The sequence below is a fragment of the Bradyrhizobium sp. CCBAU 25360 genome, from assembly GCF_028128695.1.
GTDB lineage: Bacteria > Pseudomonadota > Alphaproteobacteria > Rhizobiales > Xanthobacteraceae > Bradyrhizobium > Bradyrhizobium ottawaense.
The window spans coordinates 112,015-132,126 of record NZ_LBJA01000041.1 but is presented as its reverse complement, the minus strand read 5'-3'; the positions used below and the strand labels follow the sequence as shown (position 1 = coordinate 132,126).

The 20,112-nt window shown below is 64.9% G+C and carries 23 protein-coding genes; 7 read left to right on the top strand and 16 right to left on the bottom strand.

The features are described from left to right. Positions 1-34: 34 nt before the first annotated feature. A complete protein-coding gene (locus tag XH81_RS22250) occupies positions 35-706 on the bottom strand; it encodes a response regulator (RefSeq protein ID WP_018316334.1) in 672 nt (223 codons plus the stop codon). A gap of 338 nt (positions 707-1,044) precedes the next feature. Between XH81_RS22250 and XH81_RS22245 the strand changes: the two genes are divergently transcribed. Next, complete coding sequence (locus XH81_RS22245; RefSeq protein WP_173015728.1) at positions 1,045-2,670, top strand: MFS transporter; 1,626 nt, start codon at positions 1,045-1,047, stop codon at positions 2,668-2,670. 77 nt (positions 2,671-2,747) lie between these two features. Here the strand turns inward: XH81_RS22245 and XH81_RS22240 are convergent, their stop codons facing one another. After that, the gene (locus XH81_RS22240; RefSeq protein WP_028139853.1) at positions 2,748-3,221 is read right to left on the bottom strand and encodes a secondary thiamine-phosphate synthase enzyme YjbQ; all 474 of its coding nucleotides are present in this window, start codon (positions 3,219-3,221) and stop codon (positions 2,748-2,750) included. Between the two features lie 159 nt (positions 3,222-3,380). Further along, positions 3,381-3,902, bottom strand: coding sequence for a hypothetical protein (locus XH81_RS22235; RefSeq protein WP_028139852.1), 522 nt, complete (start codon positions 3,900-3,902; stop codon positions 3,381-3,383). Between the two features lie 359 nt (positions 3,903-4,261). Here XH81_RS22235 and XH81_RS22230 point away from each other — a divergent pair, with 359 nt between their 5' ends. The 5 genes from XH81_RS22230 to XH81_RS22210 all read left to right on the top strand — a co-directional run bounded on the left by XH81_RS22230 (position 4,262) and on the right by XH81_RS22210 (position 6,903). Beyond that, positions 4,262-4,636, top strand: coding sequence for an AtpZ/AtpI family protein (locus tag XH81_RS22230; RefSeq protein WP_028139851.1), 375 nt, complete (start codon positions 4,262-4,264; stop codon positions 4,634-4,636). Between the two features lie 109 nt (positions 4,637-4,745). Next, positions 4,746-5,495, top strand: coding sequence for a F0F1 ATP synthase subunit A (locus XH81_RS22225; protein ID WP_028139850.1), 750 nt, complete (start codon positions 4,746-4,748; stop codon positions 5,493-5,495). 53 nt (positions 5,496-5,548) lie between these two features. Further along, a complete protein-coding gene (locus XH81_RS22220) occupies positions 5,549-5,779 on the top strand; it encodes a F0F1 ATP synthase subunit C (RefSeq protein ID WP_007599451.1) in 231 nt (76 codons plus the stop codon). 66 nt (positions 5,780-5,845) lie between these two features. Next, positions 5,846-6,412 carry a F0F1 ATP synthase subunit B gene (locus XH81_RS22215; protein ID WP_028139849.1) on the top strand — a complete coding sequence of 189 codons (567 nt, stop codon included), beginning with the start codon at positions 5,846-5,848 and terminating at the stop codon, positions 6,410-6,412. Between the two features lie 5 nt (positions 6,413-6,417). Beyond that, entirely contained in the window at positions 6,418-6,903 is a 486-nt protein-coding gene (locus XH81_RS22210) for a F0F1 ATP synthase subunit B family protein (RefSeq protein WP_028139848.1), read from the top strand. 171 nt (positions 6,904-7,074) lie between these two features. On the opposite strand, the gene XH81_RS22205 is transcribed toward XH81_RS22210, so the two are convergent. The 5 genes from XH81_RS22205 to XH81_RS22185 all read right to left on the bottom strand — a co-directional run bounded on the left by XH81_RS22205 (position 7,075) and on the right by XH81_RS22185 (position 12,448). After that, complete coding sequence (locus XH81_RS22205) at positions 7,075-7,725, bottom strand: hypothetical protein (protein WP_028139847.1); 651 nt, start codon at positions 7,723-7,725, stop codon at positions 7,075-7,077. A 185-nt stretch (positions 7,726-7,910) separates the two neighbouring features. Next, positions 7,911-8,498 (bottom strand): GNAT family N-acetyltransferase, encoded by a 588-nt coding sequence (locus XH81_RS22200; RefSeq protein ID WP_018316343.1) that lies wholly within the window; start codon positions 8,496-8,498, stop codon positions 7,911-7,913. A 39-nt stretch (positions 8,499-8,537) separates the two neighbouring features. Next, a complete protein-coding gene (locus XH81_RS22195) occupies positions 8,538-9,827 on the bottom strand; it encodes a M16 family metallopeptidase (protein ID WP_028139846.1) in 1,290 nt (429 codons plus the stop codon). Continuing rightward, the gene (thrC, locus tag XH81_RS22190; protein WP_028139845.1) at positions 9,824-11,242 is read right to left on the bottom strand and encodes a threonine synthase; all 1,419 of its coding nucleotides are present in this window, start codon (positions 11,240-11,242) and stop codon (positions 9,824-9,826) included. The genes XH81_RS22195 and thrC overlap by 4 nt, the downstream gene beginning before the upstream one ends. A 561-nt stretch (positions 11,243-11,803) precedes the next feature. Then, a complete protein-coding gene (locus XH81_RS22185; RefSeq protein ID WP_028139844.1) occupies positions 11,804-12,448 on the bottom strand; it encodes a response regulator transcription factor in 645 nt (214 codons plus the stop codon). 86 nt (positions 12,449-12,534) lie between these two features. Between XH81_RS22185 and XH81_RS22180 the strand changes: the two genes are divergently transcribed. Then, complete coding sequence (locus XH81_RS22180) at positions 12,535-13,881, top strand: histidine kinase (protein WP_028139843.1); 1,347 nt, start codon at positions 12,535-12,537, stop codon at positions 13,879-13,881. Between the two features lie 66 nt (positions 13,882-13,947). Here the strand turns inward: XH81_RS22180 and XH81_RS22175 are convergent, their stop codons facing one another. From XH81_RS22175 to ctaD, 8 genes are all read right to left on the bottom strand, one after another. After that, on the bottom strand, positions 13,948-14,313 hold the full coding sequence (locus XH81_RS22175) for a nuclear transport factor 2 family protein (RefSeq protein ID WP_028139842.1): 366 nt from the start codon (positions 14,311-14,313) through the stop codon (positions 13,948-13,950). A 105-nt stretch (positions 14,314-14,418) separates the two neighbouring features. After that, the gene (locus XH81_RS22170) at positions 14,419-15,183 is read right to left on the bottom strand and encodes an SURF1 family protein (protein WP_028139841.1); all 765 of its coding nucleotides are present in this window, start codon (positions 15,181-15,183) and stop codon (positions 14,419-14,421) included. Continuing rightward, a complete protein-coding gene (locus tag XH81_RS22165) occupies positions 15,180-15,581 on the bottom strand; it encodes a DUF983 domain-containing protein (protein ID WP_028139840.1) in 402 nt (133 codons plus the stop codon). Before XH81_RS22165 ends, XH81_RS22170 begins: the two co-directional genes overlap by 4 nt. Before the next feature lie 97 nt (positions 15,582-15,678). Continuing rightward, positions 15,679-16,575 carry a cytochrome c oxidase subunit 3 gene (locus XH81_RS22160; RefSeq protein WP_028139839.1) on the bottom strand — a complete coding sequence of 299 codons (897 nt, stop codon included), beginning with the start codon at positions 16,573-16,575 and terminating at the stop codon, positions 15,679-15,681. 78 nt (positions 16,576-16,653) lie between these two features. Beyond that, positions 16,654-17,307 carry a cytochrome c oxidase assembly protein gene (locus XH81_RS22155; RefSeq protein ID WP_028139838.1) on the bottom strand — a complete coding sequence of 218 codons (654 nt, stop codon included), beginning with the start codon at positions 17,305-17,307 and terminating at the stop codon, positions 16,654-16,656. Positions 17,308-17,312: 5 nt separating this feature from the next. After that, a complete protein-coding gene (locus tag XH81_RS22150; protein ID WP_018316353.1) occupies positions 17,313-17,489 on the bottom strand; it encodes a hypothetical protein in 177 nt (58 codons plus the stop codon). Beyond that, complete coding sequence (locus tag XH81_RS22145) at positions 17,486-18,430, bottom strand: heme o synthase (RefSeq protein WP_028139837.1); 945 nt, start codon at positions 18,428-18,430, stop codon at positions 17,486-17,488. The genes XH81_RS22150 and XH81_RS22145 overlap by 4 nt, the downstream gene beginning before the upstream one ends. A gap of 61 nt (positions 18,431-18,491) precedes the next feature. Further along, positions 18,492-20,111, bottom strand: coding sequence for a cytochrome c oxidase subunit I (gene ctaD, locus XH81_RS22140; RefSeq protein ID WP_028139836.1), 1,620 nt, complete (start codon positions 20,109-20,111; stop codon positions 18,492-18,494). Position 20,112 lies beyond the last annotated feature (1 nt).

The following is a 20,112-nucleotide window of genomic DNA, read 5'->3' as shown; positions in this document are numbered from 1 at the left end:
GCGCCTCGGGATGACGGGTTTGATGGCTTGGCGCTCACCCCGTCGGCGTGCCCTGCTTCCACTGGCCGCCGGCGATCTTGGCGGCCGCGATCACCGCCTGGGTGCGGCTCTCGACGCCGAGCTTTTGCAGGATCGCCGAGACATGTGCCTTGATGGTGGCCTCGGAGACCCCGAGTTCATAGGCGATCTGCTTGTTGAGCAGGCCCTCCGACAGCATCATCAGGACCCGGACCTGCTGCGGCGTCAGGGTCACCAGGCGGTCGCGCAGGCGCGTCATGTCGGGATCGGCCGCAGCCGACAAATCGGTATCGGCGGGAACCCAGACGTCGCCCTCCATCACCTTGAGGATGGCGTCGCGCAGGGTCTCGACGCCGAATCGCTTGGGAATGAAGCCGGAGGCGCCGAAATCGAGCGAACGGCGGATCGTGGCGCTGTCATCGGACGCCGAGACGATCACCACCGGGATCGCCGGATATTGCGCGCGCAGATAGATCAGGCCGGAAAAGCCTGAGATCCCGGGCATCGAGAGGTCGAGCAGGATCAGGTCGACATCCGAGGTCTGTTCCAGGAGCTTGGTCAGATCCTCGAACGATCCGGCCTCGTCGATCCTGGCCGAGGTCAGGACGCCGGCCACCGCCTGTCGCAGCGCGTCGCGGAAAAGAGGATGGTCATCGGCGATGACGAGATGGGTCGAGGGAGCGTTCATCGTTCTCTTGCTGTCGTTCGCGGGCCGGCGGACCAATCCCGGGTATGTCAATTCTTCCCCGAGCGGCCGTGGCATGCAAGTGCACATTATCCCTTTGCTGCAAAGGGGTTAATCCGGAAGCCTACGTGGCGGCGCGCCGGTGCCCGATACCGGGCGTCAGCTACGCGTCAGTGCGCAAGGCCGAAAGTCGTATTGGGGCGGGTTTCACGCCGATGTTACCTTGCGGGCAAGACCTGGGTTGATCCGGCATGTCCGGACGTCTGGGGCGCGAGGAAACGCAATTCGGGGAGCGACTCAACATGTCGACAATGGCCGTATCTCAAGCAGGCGCGGGAGGGATGACGAAGGACGAACGGTTCGTCATTCTCGCCTCCTCGCTCGGTACCGTCTTCGAGTGGTACGATTTCTACCTCTACGGTTCGCTGGCCGGCATCATCGGCGCGCAGTTCTTCTCGGCCTATCCGCCGGCAACCCGCGACATCTTCGCGCTGCTGGCGTTCGCAGCCGGCTTCCTGGTGCGTCCGTTCGGCGCGATCGTGTTCGGCCGCATCGGCGACATCGTCGGCCGCAAATATACCTTCCTCGTCACCATCCTGATCATGGGTCTGTCGACCTTCATCGTCGGCCTGCTGCCGAACGCGGCCACCATCGGCATCGCGGCTCCGATCATCCTGATCGCGCTGCGCCTCGCCCAGGGCCTGGCGCTCGGCGGTGAGTATGGCGGCGCGGCGACCTACGTCGCGGAACATGCTCCGAACGGCAAGCGCGGCTACTACACCTCCTTCATTCAAACCACCGCGACGCTCGGCCTGTTCCTGTCGCTGCTGGTGATCCTGTTCACCCGTAGCGCCCTCGGCGAGACCGACTTCGCGGCGTGGGGCTGGCGCATCCCGTTCCTGGTCTCGGTGCTGCTGCTCGGCATCTCGGTCTGGATCCGGCTTCGCCTCAATGAATCCCCGATCTTCCAGAAGATGAAGGACGAGGGCAAGAGCTCGAAGGCGCCGCTGACCGAAGCCTTCGGCAACTGGCAGAACGGCAAGCTCGTGCTGCTCGCGCTGCTCGGCGGCGTGATGGGCCAGGGCGTCGTCTGGTACACCGGCCAGTTCTACGCGCTGTTCTTCCTGCAATCGATCCTGAAGGTCGACGGTTACACCGCCAACCTGCTGATCGCCTGGTCGCTGCTGCTCGGCACCGGCTTCTTCATCGTGTTCGGCATGCTGTCCGACAAGATCGGCCGCAAGCCGATCATCCTCGGCGGCTGTCTGATCGCGGCGCTGACCTTCTTCCCGATCTTCAAGATGATCACCACCAATGCCAACCCGGCACTGGAAAAGGCGATCGAATCGGTCAAGGTCGACGTGGTGGCGGATCCCGCGGGTTGCGGCGACCTGTTCAACCCGGTCGGCACCCGTGTCTTCACCGCACCTTGCGACACCGCACGCGCTTATCTGTCGCAGTCGTCGGTCAGGTACACGACCACGCCGGGCGCAGCCGGCTCGGGCGTGAAGGTGGTGGTCAACGGCAAGGACATCGCCTACGCCAACGCCAAGGACGGCAACCCGGCGGTGCTCGCCGCGGTGCAGGCGGCCGGTTATCCGAAGGGCGGCGACGCCGGAATCGTGAAGATGGCGCATCCGTTCGACATCTTCCGTCCGCAGGTGGCGGCGATCATCGGCCTGCTGTTCGTGCTCGTGGTCTACGTCACCATGGTGTACGGCCCGATCGCGGCGATGCTGGTCGAACTGTTCCCGACCCGCATCCGCTACACCTCGATGTCGCTGCCCTACCACATCGGCAACGGCTGGTTCGGCGGCCTGCTGCCGGCGACCGCCTTTGCCATCGTGGCCTCGACGGGCGACATCTATGCCGGCCTCTGGTATCCGATCATCTTCGCCTCGATTACCGTCGTGATCGGCTTCTTCTTCCTGCCCGAGACCAAGGACGTCGACATCAAGGCGACCTGATCGAAAGCAGCGATAAGCACAACGAACCGGCCGCGGAGCGATCCGCGGCCGGTTTTGTTTTGAGCGCTAAAATTGCTTTACTGATTGCTGCCGACGAATTGCAGCACCACCTCGCGCCGGTGCGGGCGCTTGCGGTGCTCGATCAAGTAGATCGCCTGCCAGGTGCCGAGGGCAAGCCGGCCGTTCAGGACTGGAACCTGAAGCGAGGCCCCGGTCAGCATCGTCTTGATATGTGCCGGCATGTCGTCGGGTCCTTCGGTGTCGTGGGTCCACCCGGCATTCTCCGGCGCGAGCCGGGATAATGCCGTGGTGAGATCGACGAGCACGGACGGATCGGCATTCTCCTGGATCGTCAGCGAGGCCGAGGTATGGCGGATGAACAGCGTCAGCGCGCCGTCGCGCGCGTGAACCTCGGCGATGAATTTTGCAGCCTCGCTGGTCAGATCGGTGAAGCCGTGGCCCGATGTCTGCACGGTCAGCAATGACGATGCGATGGTGGTGGCTTGCACCGACGATGGCGCCGAGCGCGTGATGGATTTGGCTGATGTCATCAAATATCTCGATTGATCGAACACTGCCGTAGGGTGGGCAAAGGCGCGAAGCGACGTGCCCACGTCCTTTCTCAGCATCGTGGAAACATGATGGGCACGGCGTAAGAACGCCTTTGCCCACCTACGGCACCTCAACGCATGGATGGCGCGAAGAGGTCCTCAAATCTTCCCCGACACGTCCTTCTGGACGCGGTTGGCCATGTCGATCAGCCGCCGCCAGGCCCTTTCCAGAAACGACATCACGCGGTCGACGTCCTGATCGCTCGGCAGCGGGATCTCGATCTTGCGCTCGCCCTCGGCGCCCTTGGGCTCCGCTTTCTTCAGCGGGTCGGATTTCGGCAGCGCCTCGTCGATCTTGCCGGACACCGTCGGCCCGGCTGCGAGCTGTCCCTTCAGCCTCTCGACCTCGGCCTGGAGTCGGCCGATCTCGGCGTCGAGCGCGGTCCGTTCGTCGGGCACCGCGTAGCAGGCCCAGCCGATGCCGTTCTTGGTGCAGGTCGATACCGTGCCGGTGCGCGTGTCGAGCCGCAGCACGCCCTCGGGGATCGGCGCCATGCTGTAGCGGCCGTTCTCGCTGTCGGGCGTGGATTGCGCGGCCTCGAGGTCGCCGCCGATCGCCATCGCGGCGGCGAACGCCGCCAGCGCAAGCCATGATGTTGTGGATGACGTCACTGGTCTCATCGCGCTCTCCGCCACGACGTGCAGGTGGCCCTCTCGCAAATTCTACACCCCGGTGAGGCGATCCGCCGCCCAAAACACGCACCCGCATCAACGATCGCGGCGGCGTCTTCGATCCCGGCAGCGTGGCGTAAGGGCGGCCGCATCCGCCGATCCTGAGGCCTGCTGCTGCGGTGCGGCGTCACGCTGTGTGCAGCGCTGCCGTGTGCGCCAATATCATCAAACAAATCAGCTACATAACCGAAAGCGACGCAATCGTGACTTGGCTTGACTTGATTATGGGCCATCAGTATGGTCCGCGCGGCTTTTGAGGGTGGCGGGCGCAATTTCCATTCAGCCGCGGCGTTTCGGGTCTTCGTTGCATGACACAGGGCACGGGACACGGCGAGAATGGGGATCGCGATAGATCGTCCGAGGAAGCTGCGCTTTCCGAACGGCTCGGAAAACTTGATCAGCGGTTGTCCGAACTCCGGGACCAACGAATCAAGACCGAGCAACCCGCAGGTGACGGTGAAGACAGAGCGGCCAGAGCTTCGGCGATGGCGCTTGGTTTCCGGTTATCCTCCGAGTTGGTCGCCGGGGTCGTCGTCGGAGCGGGGATTGGCTGGGGTTTCGACCGCTTGCTGTCGACGTCGCCTTTCGGATTTATCGTGTTCCTGTTGCTGGGCTTCGTCGCCGGCGTGGTGAATGTGGTGAGAACGGCGGGTGCGGGTCAAGACAGGCGCGGTGGGTCTTAGCCGATCCGCACCAGAGGAATGATCGTGCCGGCCTTGCCGGTACGGGCCGGCCCGGCCGGCAGACCGAGACCCGCCGGCATTGCCCGGCAGACCAAGAGATGCCGCGCTGATGAAAATCGACCCGATCCACCAGTTCAACATCGAGCCTCTCTTCACCCTGGGCCATATCGGCAATCACACGATCGCCTTCACCAATTCGTCGCTCTACATGCTGGTGGCGGTGGCGGTGATCTCGATCCTGATGCTCGCCAGCGGCACGCAGCTGGTTCCCGGGCGCCTGCAGTCGGTTGCCGAAATCTCCTACGAATTCGTCGCCTCGACCATCCGTTCGACGGCCGGCGCGGAAGGCATGAAGTTCTTCCCGCTGATCTTCTCGCTGTTCATGTTCATCTGCGTCTCGAACCTGGTCGGCATCATCCCCTACACCTTCACGGTGTCGAGCCATCTGATCGTCACCGCGGCGCTGGCGCTTCTGGTCTTCTTCACCGTGCTGATCTACGGCGTCGCCAAGAACGGCCTGAAATTCTTCTCTATCTTCGTGCCCCACGGCGTCCCCGGCTACATCCTGCCGCTGGTGATGTTCATCGAGGTCCTGTCGTTCTTCCTGCGGCCGGTCTCCCACAGCGTCCGTCTGTTCGCCAACATGCTGGCCGGCCACATCGCGCTGAAGGTGTTCGCGGGCTTCGTCGCCATGCTCGGCTTCTCGCTCGGGGCGCTGGGCTGGGTTGGCGGCGTGCTGCCGCTGGCTCTCACGGTCGCGCTCTACGCGCTCGAGATTCTGGTCGCGTTCCTGCAAGCCTATGTGTTTGCGATCCTGACCTGCATCTACCTCAACGACGCCATTCATCCGGGACACTGAGCGGTCCGGGGAATTTCCACCCAAAACCCAATCTTTCTTCCAAGGAGTCTAAAATGGATCCGGCAGCAGCAAAACTTATCGGCGCGGGCATCGCATGCATCGGCATGGGCGGCGCAGGCGTCGGCGTCGGCGTGATCTTCGGCAACTACCTCGCCGCAGCCGTTCGCAACCCGTCGGCCGCTCAGGGCCAGTTCGGCAACCTGATCTTCGGCTTCGCCGTGACCGAAGCGCTCGGCATTTTCTCGCTGCTGATCGCGCTGCTGCTGCTGTTCGTTCCGCTCTGAGGACGACGTTTTTCGCGCCGTTCCATCCCATTGGGACGGCGCGTGTGACAGCAACAGGAGAACTCCGTGGCTGAAAGTCATGGCGGCGCAAAAGGTCCGGCGGCGGGCGCTCACACCGGGGCTGACGGTGGTCACCACGGTGGCGGTTTTCCGCCGTTCGAGAGCAGCAACTACGCTTCACAGCTGGTGTCGCTCGCGATCTTCTTCGTCCTGCTTTACGTGATCGTGTCCAAGCTTGCTCTGCCGCGTGTCGGCGGTGCGATCGAGGCCCGTCAGAACAAGATCGAGGGCGACCTCGCCGAAGCGCAGAAGCTGAAGGACCAGTCCGACGCGGCGCTGAAGGCCTATGAGAACGAGCTTGCTTCGGCACGCTCGCGCGCGCAGGCGATCGGCAACGAATCCCGCGACAAGGCGAATGCGCAGGCGGACGCCGAGCGCAAGACGCTGGAAGAGCAATTGGCGGCCAAGCTCGCCGGGGCGGAGAAGACCATCGCCTCGACCCGCGCAACCGCCATGAGCAACGTTCGCGGCATCGCCGCCGATGCGGCAGGCCAGATCGTGCAGCAGCTCACCGGCGTGGTTCCGGACGCGGCGTCGGTCAATGCCGCCGTTGATGCGTCCTTGAAGGGTTAGTCGATATGTTCTTCGATCCTGAAACGTGGGTCGCCATCGCTTTCGTGATCCTGATGGTCCTGTTCGGCTATCTCGGGGTCTTCAAGAAAGCGATGGTTGCGCTCGACCATCGCGCCGACCGCATCAAGGCCGAGCTCGACGACGCGACGCGTCTCAAGCAGGAAGCCGCCAAGGTGCTCGCCGACTACAAGGCGCGCACCGCCTCGGCCGAACGCGAGGCCGCCGACATCATCGCCAACGCCAGGAGCGAAGCCGAGCGCATCGCGACTGAGGCCAAGGCGAAGATGGAAGACTTCGTCGCCCGCCGGACCAAGACCGCGGAGAGCAAGATCGCGCTCGCCGAAGCCCAGGCGCTCGCCGATGTCCGTGCCGCAGCGGCGGAAGCCGCCGTCCAGGCCGCCTCGACGATCCTGTCGCAGTCGGTCAAGGGCTCGGTTGCCGACGATCTGATCGCCAAGGGCATCACCGAGGTCCGGCAAAAGCTGAACTGAGGGTTCTGCCTTCACCAATCAAAAAGCCGGCGCAATGAGCGCCGGCTTTTTTGTCGAAAGACTCTCGTGTCCCGGACGCAGAGCCGGGACCCAGTGTGCCGGCGGCATGGGCCCCGGCTCTGCAGCGCACCGCTGAAGAAGCGCTGCGCTGCGTCCGGGGCAACGAGAACCCTACTTCTTCTTCCGTCCCTTCGGCTCGGGGGACAGCGCCTGCGGGTCGAAGCCGACATAGAAGACATAGGAATCGGCGGTCGAGGCGGAGGGCGTCGGATAAGCCAGATCCTCGACGATGAAGGTGAAGGGCACGCTGCCCCCTTCCGACATCTCGACCGTGGTCCGGTAAGCCTTCGAGGCGATCACTTTCTCGCCGACGCCGCCCTGCACCACCGCGACACGCAAGGGGACCTCGACGGTGGCGGGCGCGCCGGCGGGACCGGCGATCACGCGGCCCTGGATTCCGATCCGGGCCGTGATGCCGGCACTGCTGCGGGCACATTCGCGCGCCATCTTGGTGATCGAGGCCTGGAAGCGGATCTCGTTGCCGACGGCGGGCTTTCCGGCCGCCCCCACCGCGTAGGTCGATGCACCCGCACGCACCGTCACCTGCGGGCAATCGACGTCGTCTTCCGCCGGCTGGCCAGGCGCAGGCGCGGGCTTGGGCGGGGCCGGCTCATCCGACTTGCCGCCGAACAGGCTCTTGAAGCGGTCGGTCAAGGACTGGGCGGCCACCGGCGAAACCGTCGCGAACGACATCGACAATGCCAGCGCGATCGCCGGCATCCGCCGCAGCACATTCCGCGATGACCGAAGCTGCTTCACCATCAAAGCCCGTACTCCAATGACAATTATCCGGCCGATCGCCGGCCGGGGCATGCGGGTTATATCGCCAAAATCGGCGAACCCAAGGCAGCAAAAGGGGGGACTTGGCCAGGGACTTGGCCAGGGACTTGACCAGGGACTTGACCAGGGGACTTGACCAGGAGACTTGGCCCAATGAAGCGAGCCGCTCAGCCGCGGAAATCCTCATGCAGCAGGCCGAACAGCAAATGGTCCTGCCAGACCCCGTTGATGCAGAGATAGCGGCGCGCCAGGCCCTCACGGGAGAAACCGCACTTCTCCAGCACCCGGATCGACGGCGCATTGGTGGGGATGCAGGCGGCCTCGACCCGGTGCAGATTGAGCTCGCCGAACAGCGTCGGCAGCAGCACCCGCAGTGCAGCCGTCATGTAGCCGCGATGGGCATGGGGTTGGCCGACCCAATAGCCGATGGTGCCGGCCTGCACGATGCCGCGCCGGACATTGGCCAGCGTGATGCCGCCGACCATGGCGCCGTCGAGCTCCCGGAAGATCAGAAAGGGATAGGAACGGTCCGCGGCAATGTCCTCGGAATAGCGGCGCAGGCGGCGGCGGAAGCCGGAGCGGGTGAGATCGTCAGACGGCCAGATCGGCTCCCAGGGCGTCAGGTAATCGCGGCTGGTCTCGCGCAAATGCGCCCATTGCAGGAAGTCCGACATCTGCGGCGCGCGCAGCAACAGCCCGTTACCGCGCGGCGCGAGGGCGGCGGGTCCACTGGACGGCAGGCGAAAGAGGGCCATGGTGATGCTTCCCGGGGCAGCTCAGCCCGCGCGCGGCTCCTAATGCAGCCGCGCCTTGGCACGTGCCCGCGTCAATCCTTCCGCAAAAGACACCGCCGTGTCCAGACCCCTGCCACTGCCTAATGCGACAACGGCAGGCCGGCTCCGCGACAGCAGCGCACGCGCGGCATCCCGGGTCGATTCGACGCTGACGGCGTCGATCCGGCCCACCAGCTCCTCGACCGTCTGCGGCCGGCCATAGGCCAGCACGTGGCGCGCCAGCTGCTCGGCGCGGGAAGAGCAGCTCTCCAGCGCCATCAGGAGGCCCGCCTTCATCTGCGCCTTGGCCCGCGCGATCTCGGCTTCGGTCAGGGTCTCGACCGAATCGTTCATGATGTCGACCACGACCTCCATCATCTCCGGCGCGTCGGCCGGATCGGTGCCGGTGTAGAGGCCGAAGAAGCCGGTGTCGGTATAGGGCGCGTGGAACGAATAGATCGAGTAGCAGAGACCGCGCTTCTCGCGCACCTCCTGGAACAGGCGCGACGACATTCCGCCGCCGAGGATGTTGGTGAAGACCTGGAGCGAGAACAGCGACAGATCGCTCTGCGGCACGCCTTCCAGCGCCAGCGTCAGATGCGCCTGCTCCAGCTCGCGATGCACCACCTTGGCGCCGCCCTTGCCGAACATGGCCGCCTGCGGTTTGGGACCCGGCGTCGCCTCAAAACTTGCGAAGCGCTTCTCGACCTCAGCGACCACTTGCTTGTGATCGACCGCACCGGCCGCGGCCACCACCATGTCGGGCCCGCGATAATGCGTCGAGAGATAGTCGCGCAGCGAATCGCGATTGAAGGCGCGCAGCGTCTTGGCCGTGCCGAGCAGCGAGCGGCCCATCGGCTGGTCGGGGTAGCAGAGCTCGTTGAGATGCTCGAACACGACGTCATCGGGCGTATCCTGCGCGGCACCGATCTCCTGCACGATGACGTTCTTCTCGCGCTCCAGCTCGTCCGGCTCGAAGGCGGGATTGGCGAGGATGTCGGCGAGCACGTCGAGCGCGAGCGGCACGTCGGCCTTGAGCACCCGCGCATAATAGGACGTGGTCTCGGTCGAGGTGCCGGCATTGAGGTCGCCGCCGACCGCCTCGATCTCCTCGACGATCTCGCGCGAGGAGCGTTTCGTCGTGCCCTTGAACGCCATGTGCTCGAGCAGATGCGAGATGCCGTGCTCGTTCGGCTTCTCGTCGCGTCCGCCGACGCCGGCCCACACGCCGAGCGCCGCGGTCTCGAGATGGGGCATCTTGTCGGTGACGACGGTCAGGCCGGAGGCAAGCTTGGAAATCTCGACGCTCATCCGGCAACTCCCTGCTTTGCGGCGCGGCTGACCGACAGCACGAACCGCTCGACCTCGGCCTGATCGTTCTTCATCACCTTCATGTGTTCGGATTTGGTCATCAATCCGTCGAGCCAGGCCGGCAGTTGCGGCCGCTGGCCGCAGGCCGCTTCGACAGCGTCGGGGAATTTGGCCGGATGCGCGGTGGAGAGCACGATGCTCGGCACCCCAGTGTCGGTGGTGTCGCGGTCGGCGACGGCGAGCGCCACCGCCGTATGGGGATCGACCAGCTCGCCGGCCTCGCGCCAGCCGGCGCGGATCGCAGCCGCGGTCTCGGTCTCGTCGGCGCGCCCTGCGTCGAACTCCTCGCGGATCGCGGCCAGCGTCGCATCTGGCAGCACGAAACGTCCTGACTGCTTCAGCGAATCCATCAGACGGCGCACGCCGGCGGCATCGCGCCGGCCGGCTTCGAACAGCAGCCGTTCGAAATTGGACGAGATCTGGATGTCCATCGACGGCGACGCCGTCGCGTGCACCTCGCGCACCTCGTAGATCCCGGTCTTCAGCGTGCGCGCCAGGATGTCGTTGACGTTGGCGGCGATGCGCAGGGTCCGCACCGGCAGGCCCATCCGCTTGGCGACGTAGCCGGCGAAGATGTCGCCGAAATTGCCGGTCGGCACGACGAAATCCACCGCGCGCGCCGGCGCGCCGACTGCAACGGCGGAGGTGAAATAGTAGACGACCTGGGCGACGATGCGCGCCCAGTTGATGGAATTGACGCCGGAGAGCGAGGTCGCATCGCGGAAGCGATGGTTGTTAAACATCCCCTTCACCAGCGCCTGGCAGTCGTCGAAATTGCCCTCGATGGCGAGGGCATGGACATTGGCCGCGCCCGTCGACGTCATCATCCGCCGCTGCACCTCGGAGATGCGGCCGTGCGGGAACAGCACGATGAGATCCACGTTCTCGAGGCCGGCGAAGGCTTCGACCGCAGCGCCGCCGGTGTCGCCTGAGGTGGCGACCACGATGGTCGTGCGCTGGCCGCGCTTGGCGAGCACGTGGTCCATCAGCCGCGAGATCAGCTGCATCGCCACGTCCTTGAAGGCGAGCGTCGGACCGTGGAACAGCTCCAGCACGAACTGGTGCGGCGACATCTGACGCAGCGGCACCACCGCCGGATGGCGGAAGGTCGCGTAGGCCTCGTTCGCCATGCGGCCAAGCTCGGCGTCCGAAATCTCGCCGCCGGCGAAGGGACGGATCACGTCGACCGCGACCTCCCAATAGGGGCGGCCGAAGAAGCCGGCGATGGTCTCGGCAGAGAGCTGCGGCCAGATCGTCGGCACATACAGGCCGCCGTCGCGCGCAAGCCCGGTCAGCATCACGTCGCAGAAGCCGAGTTCGGGGGCCTCGCCCCGGGTCGAGATATAACGAGTCAAACTGCCCTCCAAAGGCCGACCGGGCCTGCGCCCGCTCGTTAAGCCTTTGATTTTACGAAATTACTTGTTAACAGCCAGAGGCTTTGGGCCACCATAAAGTGTTTTGCGGCATCAGGAAACCGCTTCCCGCCTTCACCCCTGCCCAGCAAAAAGGGCTGCGGCGGTGCCGCAGCCCTCTCTTGGAAGGTCTGTCGTTGATATGTGCAGACCGGTTTGTCTCTGGGGGTCGCCGCCCCCGCTGAAACTTCTCCGGCAACCTTTCGCCGTCAGTCACGAAATCGTCAAGGGCGAAAACGACGAGCGCGGGAAGGTGTTCCTATTTTTCCCGACATGCCCAAGCTTTTGCGAGCGCATTCCAGCGAACCGCCGCCAAGGATTGCCATTTTATCCCGACAATTGCGGGGGTCCGGAACGAATGCCACCTCGACCCATTGTGTCCGCGGATGGGTGTCGGCGGTGTCCATGCATTGCCCGGCTGCACGCCGACACCAATCCGTCTCGCCGAACCGGCTGCATCCTGGAGCAGCCGGTTCGGTGCCGGGCCGCCAGTCCCCCGGGCCGTCAATTCAGCCCGATTTCAACCGCGATCCTGATCAGGTCGGAATGGTTCTTGGCTCCCAGCTTCTGCTTGAGCAGGGACGTGGTGTTGGCGACGGTCTTGTAGGAGATGCCGAGCGCCTCGGCGACTTCCACGATCTTGTCGCCGCGTCCGAGCAGGCGGAGAATTTCGAGCTCCCGCGGCGTCATCTGCGAGGCCGGGTTGGCCTTGATCGCCGCGCCGGAAAACGTCACGGCTTCCGCGAGTTGCGGCGAGATGTAGTTGTCGCCCGCGACCACCTTGCGCACCGCTTTCAGCAGGATCCTGGGATCATCGCCCTTGGAGACATAGCCCTGCGCCCCAAGCTCGACCGCCCGCACCACGAAGGCGGGATCGTCGTTCATGCTGAACATGATGATCTTGGCGTCGGGGTCGTCCTTGCGGATGCGTCGCATCAGCTCGAAGCCGGAGACATCGGGCAGGCTGATGTCGATCACGGTCACGTCGGGCCGCTTGCTGACATAGGCGCGATGGCCGGATTTGGCGTCGGTCGCCTCGTCGATACGGATCGAATGGTCCGAAGCGAACAGGGTGCGGCAACCGGACAGCACCACGGGGTGGTCATCGACAATCAGGACCCTGGTCGCCGGCTTGGCGGTATCTTGCATCGCGCACTCTCTTGTTGTTCGACTCATAGACCGGCGGGAACAAATGGAAAGAGTAAATCCCGCCGATGCGCGTTAGAATTGACCTAATGTGGCAACGGCTCTCGTTCAGAACGCAACTGTTTCTTCCACTTGGCGCGAGCTTTCTCGCAACGCTGATCCTGGGCGGCGTTCTGCTCCAGATCTTCGCGGCCGGCCAGCTCGCCGACGAAAACGAGCCCGCTCGACGTTCGACCCGGACGATCGCGACCGCACTCAACAACACTCTGCGCGCGTCGGACGACCCGCGGAAGACGCTCGACGCCTTTGTCCAATCCTTGACCACCTCCTCGGACATCCAGTTCCGTTCCGCGGAAGGCCCTGCCGCGGAGCCGAGAAAGGACGGCCGGCACAACCTGCAAGGGGTTCCGCAGTGGTTTGTCAACCTGCTCATGGTACCGGACATGGACGCTGCGACCCCGGTGCTGATCGATGGCAAGCGTGTCGGCGATATCGTGTTCCTGCCGGACCTGTCGGCCGACCTGTTCGAGAAGTGGATCGGCTTCCTGGCGCTGACCGGCCTCGTCGCCATGCTGACCGTGCTCACCGGAATCATCGCTTACGTCTTCGCGGGATCGGCACTGCGTCCCCTGCAGCATCTCGGTGAAGGCCTCACACGGATGCGGCGCGGCGACTACGCAAAGCCGATCCCGATCGGAGGGCCGCCGGAGATCCGGCAGAGCTGTGCGGAAGCAAACGCGCTGGCCGCGACGCTGGCGCAATTGAGCCAGGACAATCGCGATCTGATGCACCGCCTGGTGTCGCTCCAGGACGACGAGCGGCGCGATCTCGCCCGCGAATTGCACGACGAGCTCGGACCGCTGCTGTTCAGCATCCGCGCCGGCACGATCGCGCTGGTCGACGCCTCGCCGCAGGCGGGAAATCTCGGCAAGTCGGCCCAGGATGTGCTGCAATCGGTCGAGGCGCTCCAGCAGACCAACCGCCGTATCCTCGATCGGTTGCGGCCACTCTACATTCAGGAGCTTGGCCTTTCGACCAGCGTGCAGACGCTGCTCCAGAACTTTCGCAAGCAGGCGCCGCACATCGTCCTGACTGACACGATCGATCCGGGTCTCGACGGCATCGCCGGGCCGCTGGCCCAGACCGTCTATCGCGTGATCCAGGAGGCGCTGACCAACGTGCTGCGCCACGCCAAGGCCAGCAACGCCCATGTCCAGGCAACCGTCACCGATAAGGCGCTCGTCGTCGAGATCTCCGACGACGGCGGCGGCTTTCCCGACGGCAACGTTTTCGGCCGCGGCCTGACCGGCATGCATGAGCGCGTGCGCGCGCTCAGCGGATCGCTGTCACTGTTGCGCGTGGATGGGCGAACCCATGTACGCTGCCGCCTTCCGGCCGAGCCGGCACGCGAGGCGCCGGTCCAGCCAATTGGTTGAGCTGACCTTGTCGGAAAACCGCCGCACACTTTACGCCCACGCGGCCCTTCGGGTCCGGATCATGCCCTAACAGGCGCAGCCATGATGCGCGTTCTGTTGCGCCGGCTCGCACAGCGTGCTGCGGATCTTGCCTTCGGGGCTGAAGCGAAACGAGGCGTGAATCCGTAGCGCGCCGGCGACGGAATATTCGAGATCGACGCCATGGGGCGCGGGATGGATCTCCTCCAGCCCGAAGCCGGCCAAGGAGAAGGCACTGAGTCGCGGCTGCCAATAGGCCTCGAGCTCGCTGCGGCCGCGATAGCGCTGCGCACCGTTGCACGTGCATTCGACCTGGGCGTCGTCCGCATAGAGGTCGAGCAACGACGTGAGGTCGCCCTTCCGGCAGGCGTCCACCCAATCGACGACAATTCCCATCTGGTCGAAATCGCTCACGCCGCAATCCTGTCTGCCGCGGAAACTCACCGGCGGCTTAGAACCACACTCGTGAATGTGCGCTGAATAATAAACCCCGGGCGATACCGGGTTCCCACGGGGTATCTACGGTCGAGCCCAGCTCTGCCGCCGGCCTCTTGCCCACACGGCGAAGGCGATCAGCACGGCGCCTGCCAGCATGAACCAGGTGACGGCGTATTGCAGGTGGTCGTCCTTCAAATGCACGTCGAGCGGCCCCGGGCGCGGGATGCCGTTCTCGGGCACCGGTTGCTCGAGGTCGACATAGAACGGCGCAACCGCGCCCCAGCCGAGCGCGCTTGCGATGGCCGGATGATCGCGCACGAACCAGAGCCGCTTGTCGCGGTTCTCCGCCGGCGTCAGCCAGCCGGACGGCTCGGGAAAGCGCAGATAACCGGTGAGCGCGACCGGCTGCCCGGTAACGAGCTTCTTCACCGCGCGATCCTCGACGCTGCGGTCCTGCATGGTGTTCTCGACGAAGCCCGCATCGATCACGACCGTCTCGCCGCTGGGAAGTCGCGCCGGCAGGAACGCCCAGGTGCCGGGGCCGGAGGCGTCCTTGCGCACCGCCGAGCCCGAGGAATAGACCATCGCATCCGGCAGGGCTGCGTAGGTCGCGGTGAAGCTGACGCGGCGGAATTCGTCGCGCGCGGGATTGAGTGCAGCCCATTGCGAAGATGGCGGCAGCGCGACGGGCGCCTCTGCAAGGCGCTCGGTGAGCGCCGCGACCAGCGCGTGCTTGGCGGTCCGGCGCTGCAATTGCCAGACACCGAGCGCGACGAAGACGGCCGTCAGGAACAGCGTGAACAGCGCGAAGCCGGCCACGCGGGGCTTGCGCGCAGGCTGGTTCATTTCGCGCGGTCGACCAACCGGCCCGGCGCCGCCTTGTGGTGGAATTGCAGCGCGATCAGCAGCGACTTCATCGCGCGCAGCGGCAGCAGCGTGGTGGCCAGGATCAGCGGCAACCACAGCGCCGCATGCAGCCAGTAAGGCGGCTGGTATTTGACCTCGACGATGAGCGCAGCCGCTACCACGATCCCACCGGCCAGCATGATGATGAAGATCGCCGGCCCGTCGCCGGTATCGATGAAGGCGTAGTCGAGACCGCAGCGGTCGCAGGCGGGTGCGAGGGTGAGGAAGCCCGCATAGAGCTTGCCCTGGCCGCAGCGCGGGCATCGGCAGGCAAGCCCGCGCAGCGCGCTTTGCAGGACGGTGGTTTCAGGCTCGGGCTTGCCGGCGGTGTCGTTCATGATGGCAGACTCTATCACAGTTTTCGCGGGAGCTTCCGGCGGCCCAAAAGCGAAAGGGCGGCCCGGCGGCCGCCCTTTCTGATCTCGTTGTCGCGGCTCAGTGCGCGCCGTGGGCCATGGTCTCGGCGCCGTGTCCCCAGACGTAGATGCAGAGGAACAGGAACAGCCAGACCACGTCGACGAAGTGCCAGTACCAGGCGGCGAACTCGAAACCGAGATGCTGCTTCGGCGTGAAGTGGCCGGCGTAAGCGCGGAACAGGCACACCAGCAGGAAGATGGTGCCGACCAGCACGTGGAAGCCGTGGAAGCCGGTCGCCATGAAGAAGGTCGCGCCATAGACGTTGCCGCCGAACGAGAACGCCGCATGGCTGTACTCGTAGGCCTGCACGCAGGTGAAGAGCGCACCGAGCACGACGGTCAGGATCAGGCCGTATTTCAGGCCCTGGCGGTCGTTCTCCAGCAACGCATGGTGCGCCCAGGTCACGGTGGTGCCCGACGTGAGCAGGATCAGCGTGTTGAGGAGCGGCAGATGCCAGGGATCGAAGGTCTCGATGCCCTTCGGCGGCCAGGTGCCGGGGACGGCGCAGGCGCCGGCCTGGGTGCCGAGGCCGCAGCCGAATACGGCATCGCGGGTGGCGTGAACGGCGTCGGCCGGAAACAGCGCGGCGTTGAAATAGGCCCAGAACCAGGCGACGAAGAACATCACCTCGGAGGCGATGAACAGGATCATGCCATAGCGGTGATGCAGCTGCACGACGCGGGTGTGGTCGCCCTTGTACTGGGCTTCCTTGATCACGTCGCCCCACCAGCTCGCCATGGTGTAGAGCACGCCCACGGTGCCGACGCCGAACACGATCGGCGCGGCCGAGAACATGTGATGCATCCAGGTGATCGCGCCGACCGCCATGATGAAGGCCGAGAGCGAACCGACGGCCGGCCATGGCGAGGGGTCGACCAGGTGATAGTCGTGATGCTTGGTGTGCGCCGTAGCCATTTCGGTCTCTCTCCTCAATCCCGTGCCTGTCAGGCACTTATCCCCTTGTTTCCAACCGCCTGAGCGTGAGCCCGGCGATCAAAGATTTCCCTTGCGCTTGTCGCCTTCGCCCGATGCCAGCGGCTTCACCACGGGATCCTTCACCGGATAGAAGGTGTAGGACAGCGTGATCGTGTTCAGCCCGTCGTTCTCGTGATCGTCGGCGATCGACGGATCGACGTAGAACACGACCGGCATCTCGCGCTTCTCGCCGGGTGCCATGGTCTGCTCGGTGAAGCAGAAGCAGTTGATCTTCTGGAAATAGGAGCCGACCGTCAGCGGCGCGACATTGTAGGCGGCCTGCGCGGCAGTGGTGCGCGCGGCCTGGTTGGTCACGGTGTAGAAGACGGTCACGACCTGGCCGATATTGACCTCGATCTCGCTCTGCTCCGGCTCGAACTTCCAGGGCAGGCCGGGCGCGACGTTGGAATCGAAGCGTACCGAGATTTTCCGCGCGATCGGGCCGGTGGCCGGCGCGGAGGTCGCAACCTGGGTCGTGCCGTTGAAGCCGGTGGCGCGGCAGAACCAGTTGTAGAACGGCACCGCCGCGTAGGAGGCACCCACCATCAGCGCGACCACGCCGCCGCAGATGGAAGCAACCACCACATCGCGGCCCAGCCCGCGGCCCTTGGTCGGCTCACGCTTGGCCGGCTTGGCGCTGACATCCTGCGATATGGTCGGCTCGTGATCCATGTTTCCTACATCGGCCGCACGAGGACTGCCGGCCCCTTGACCATGGTGACGGCGAAGAACAGCACCACGAGCACGCCGAGCGCGAGCGCGATCGCGATCGATCGCTGACGACGGCTCTTCTTCTGCGCCTCGGTGAGGACGATTCCATCTGGCTCGGGTTTGTCGACCATCCCTGCGATCATGCGCCCCCTACCAGCGGAGCAAGTGCCCGGAACACGACCTCGGCCAGCAGGGTCGCGAACAGCACGAACAGATAGAGGATCGAAAAGGCGAATAGCTTGCGGGTCGCACGCAGCGACGCAGCTCGCTCGCGGCGCAGATAGACGTTGATCGCGAGCACCAGCATGCCGGCGCCGAGGATCAGCGAGACGATGCCGTAAACGGCGTCGAAATAGCCGAGCGCCCAGGGCGCGGCGGCGACCGCGATCAGCACGATGGTGTAGAGCAGGATCTGGAGCCGCGTCGCGTCGGGACCGGCGACATTGGGCAGCATCGGAATGCCGGCGCGCGCGTAATCGTCGGAGCGGAACAGCGCCAGCGCCCAGAAGTGCGGCGGGGTCCAGAAGAAGATGATGGCGAACAGCAGCAGCGGCTCGACGTCGACCGTGCCTGTGACCGCGGCCCAGGCCACCACCGGCGGCAGCGCACCGGCGGCACCGCCGATCACAATGTTCTGCGCGGTCCAGCGCTTCAGCCACATGGTGTAGATCACGACGTAGAAGAAGATGGTGAAGGCGAGCAGCGCGCCCGCGATCCAGTTGACGAGGATGCCGAGCGTCATCACCGAGAAGAAGGACAGCGTCAGGCCGAACGCCATGGCTTCAGGGCGGGTGATGCGGCCGCGCGGAATCGGCCGGTTCGCCGTGCGCGACATCTTGGAGTCGATATCGCCTTCCAGCGCCATGTTAAGCGCGCCCGAGGCGCCCGCGCCGACGGCGATGCAGAGCAGCGAGGTGATCGCCAGCACCCAGTGGAAATGCCCGGGCGCCATCGCCATCCCGACCAGCGCGGTGAAGATCACCAGCGACATCACCCGCGGCTTCAAGAGCGCGATGTAGTCGCCGACCTCCGCTTCGGAGATGCGGGGATTGATGTCGATGACGTTGTGGTCGAGGACGGACACTTAATTCAACTCGCTTCGTTATAGAGCCGCGGCGCCCGTCACGGGCGCCGCGGGAGATCGATCACTGCACGCGGGGCAGCACTTCGAACTGATGGAAGGGCGGCGGCGAGGGCAAGGTCCACTCCAGCGTGGTCGCACCTGCACCCCACGGATTGTCGCCGGCCGGCACCTTCTTCATGAAGGCGTCGAGCACGCAGTAGAGGAAGATCAGCACGCCGAAGCCGGAGATGTAGGAGCCGACCGACGAGACCAGGTTCCAGCCCGCGAACGCGTCGGGATAGTCGACGTAACGGCGCGGCATGCCCGACAGGCCGAGGAAGTGCTGCGGGAAGAACACCAGATTGACGCCGATGAAGGTGACCCAGAAGTGCGCCTTCGCGAGCGTCTCGTTGTACATGTAGCCCGACATCTTCGGGAACCAGTAGTACCAGCCGGCGAAGATCGCGAACACCGCACCGAGCGACAGCACGTAGTGGAAGTGGGCGACGACGTAGTAGGTCTCCTGCAGCACGCGGTCGACGCCGGCGTTCGCCAGCACGACGCCGGTGACGCCGCCGACCGTGAACAGGAAGATGAAGCCCACGGCCCAGATCATCGGGGCCCGGAATTCGATCGAGCCGCCCCACATCGTGGCGATCCACGAGAAGATCTTCACGCCGGTCGGAACCGCGATCACCATCGTCGCAGCGACGAAATAGGCCTGCGTCGCCGACGACATGCCGACCGTGTACATGTGGTGCGCCCACACCACGAAGCCGATGCCGCCGATCGCGACCATGGCGTAGGCCATGCCGAGATAGCCGAACACGGGCTTGCGCGAGAAGGTGGAGATGATCTGGCTGACCATGCCGAAGCCGGGCAGGATCAGGATGTACACCTCGGGGTGACCGAAGAACCAGAACAGATGCTGGAACAGCACGGGGTCACCGCCGCCGTCAGGCGCGAAGAACGTCGTGTGGAAGTTGCGGTCGGTGAGCAGCATGGTGATCGCACCGGCAAGCACCGGCAGCGACAGCAGCAGCAGGAACACCGTCACCAGGATCGACCACACGAACAGCGGCATCTTGTGCAGGGTCATGCCCGGCGCGCGCATGTTGAAGATCGTGGTGATGAAGTTGATGGCGCCGAGGATCGACGAGGCGCCCGCCAGATGCAGCGACAGGATCGCGAAGTCGACGGCCGGGCCCGGATGGCCCGAGCTCGACAGCGGCACGTACATGGTCCAGCCGGCGCCGACGCCGTTGGCACCCGGCTCGCCCTCGACGAAGGTCGACATCAGCAGCAGGGCGAAGGAGGCCGGCAGCAGCCAGAACGAGATGTTGTTCATGCGCGGGAACGCCATGTCGGGCGCGCCGATCATCAGCGGCACGAACCAGTTGCCGAAACCGCCGATCATCGCGGGCATGACCATGAAGAAGATCATGATCAGGCCGTGAGAGGTCACGAACACGTTATAGGTGTGCGTCTCGTGGAAGATCTGCACGCCCGGATACATCAGCTCGGCACGGATCGCGATCGACATCGCGGCGCCGATGACGCCGGCGATGACCGCGAAGATCAGGTACATCGTGCCGATGTCCTTGTGGTTGGTCGAATAGACGTAGCGGCGCCATCCGGTCGGATGGGCATGCTCGTCATGTCCGTGGGCGTGATCGCCGTGTGCCGCTGCGCTCGTTGCCATT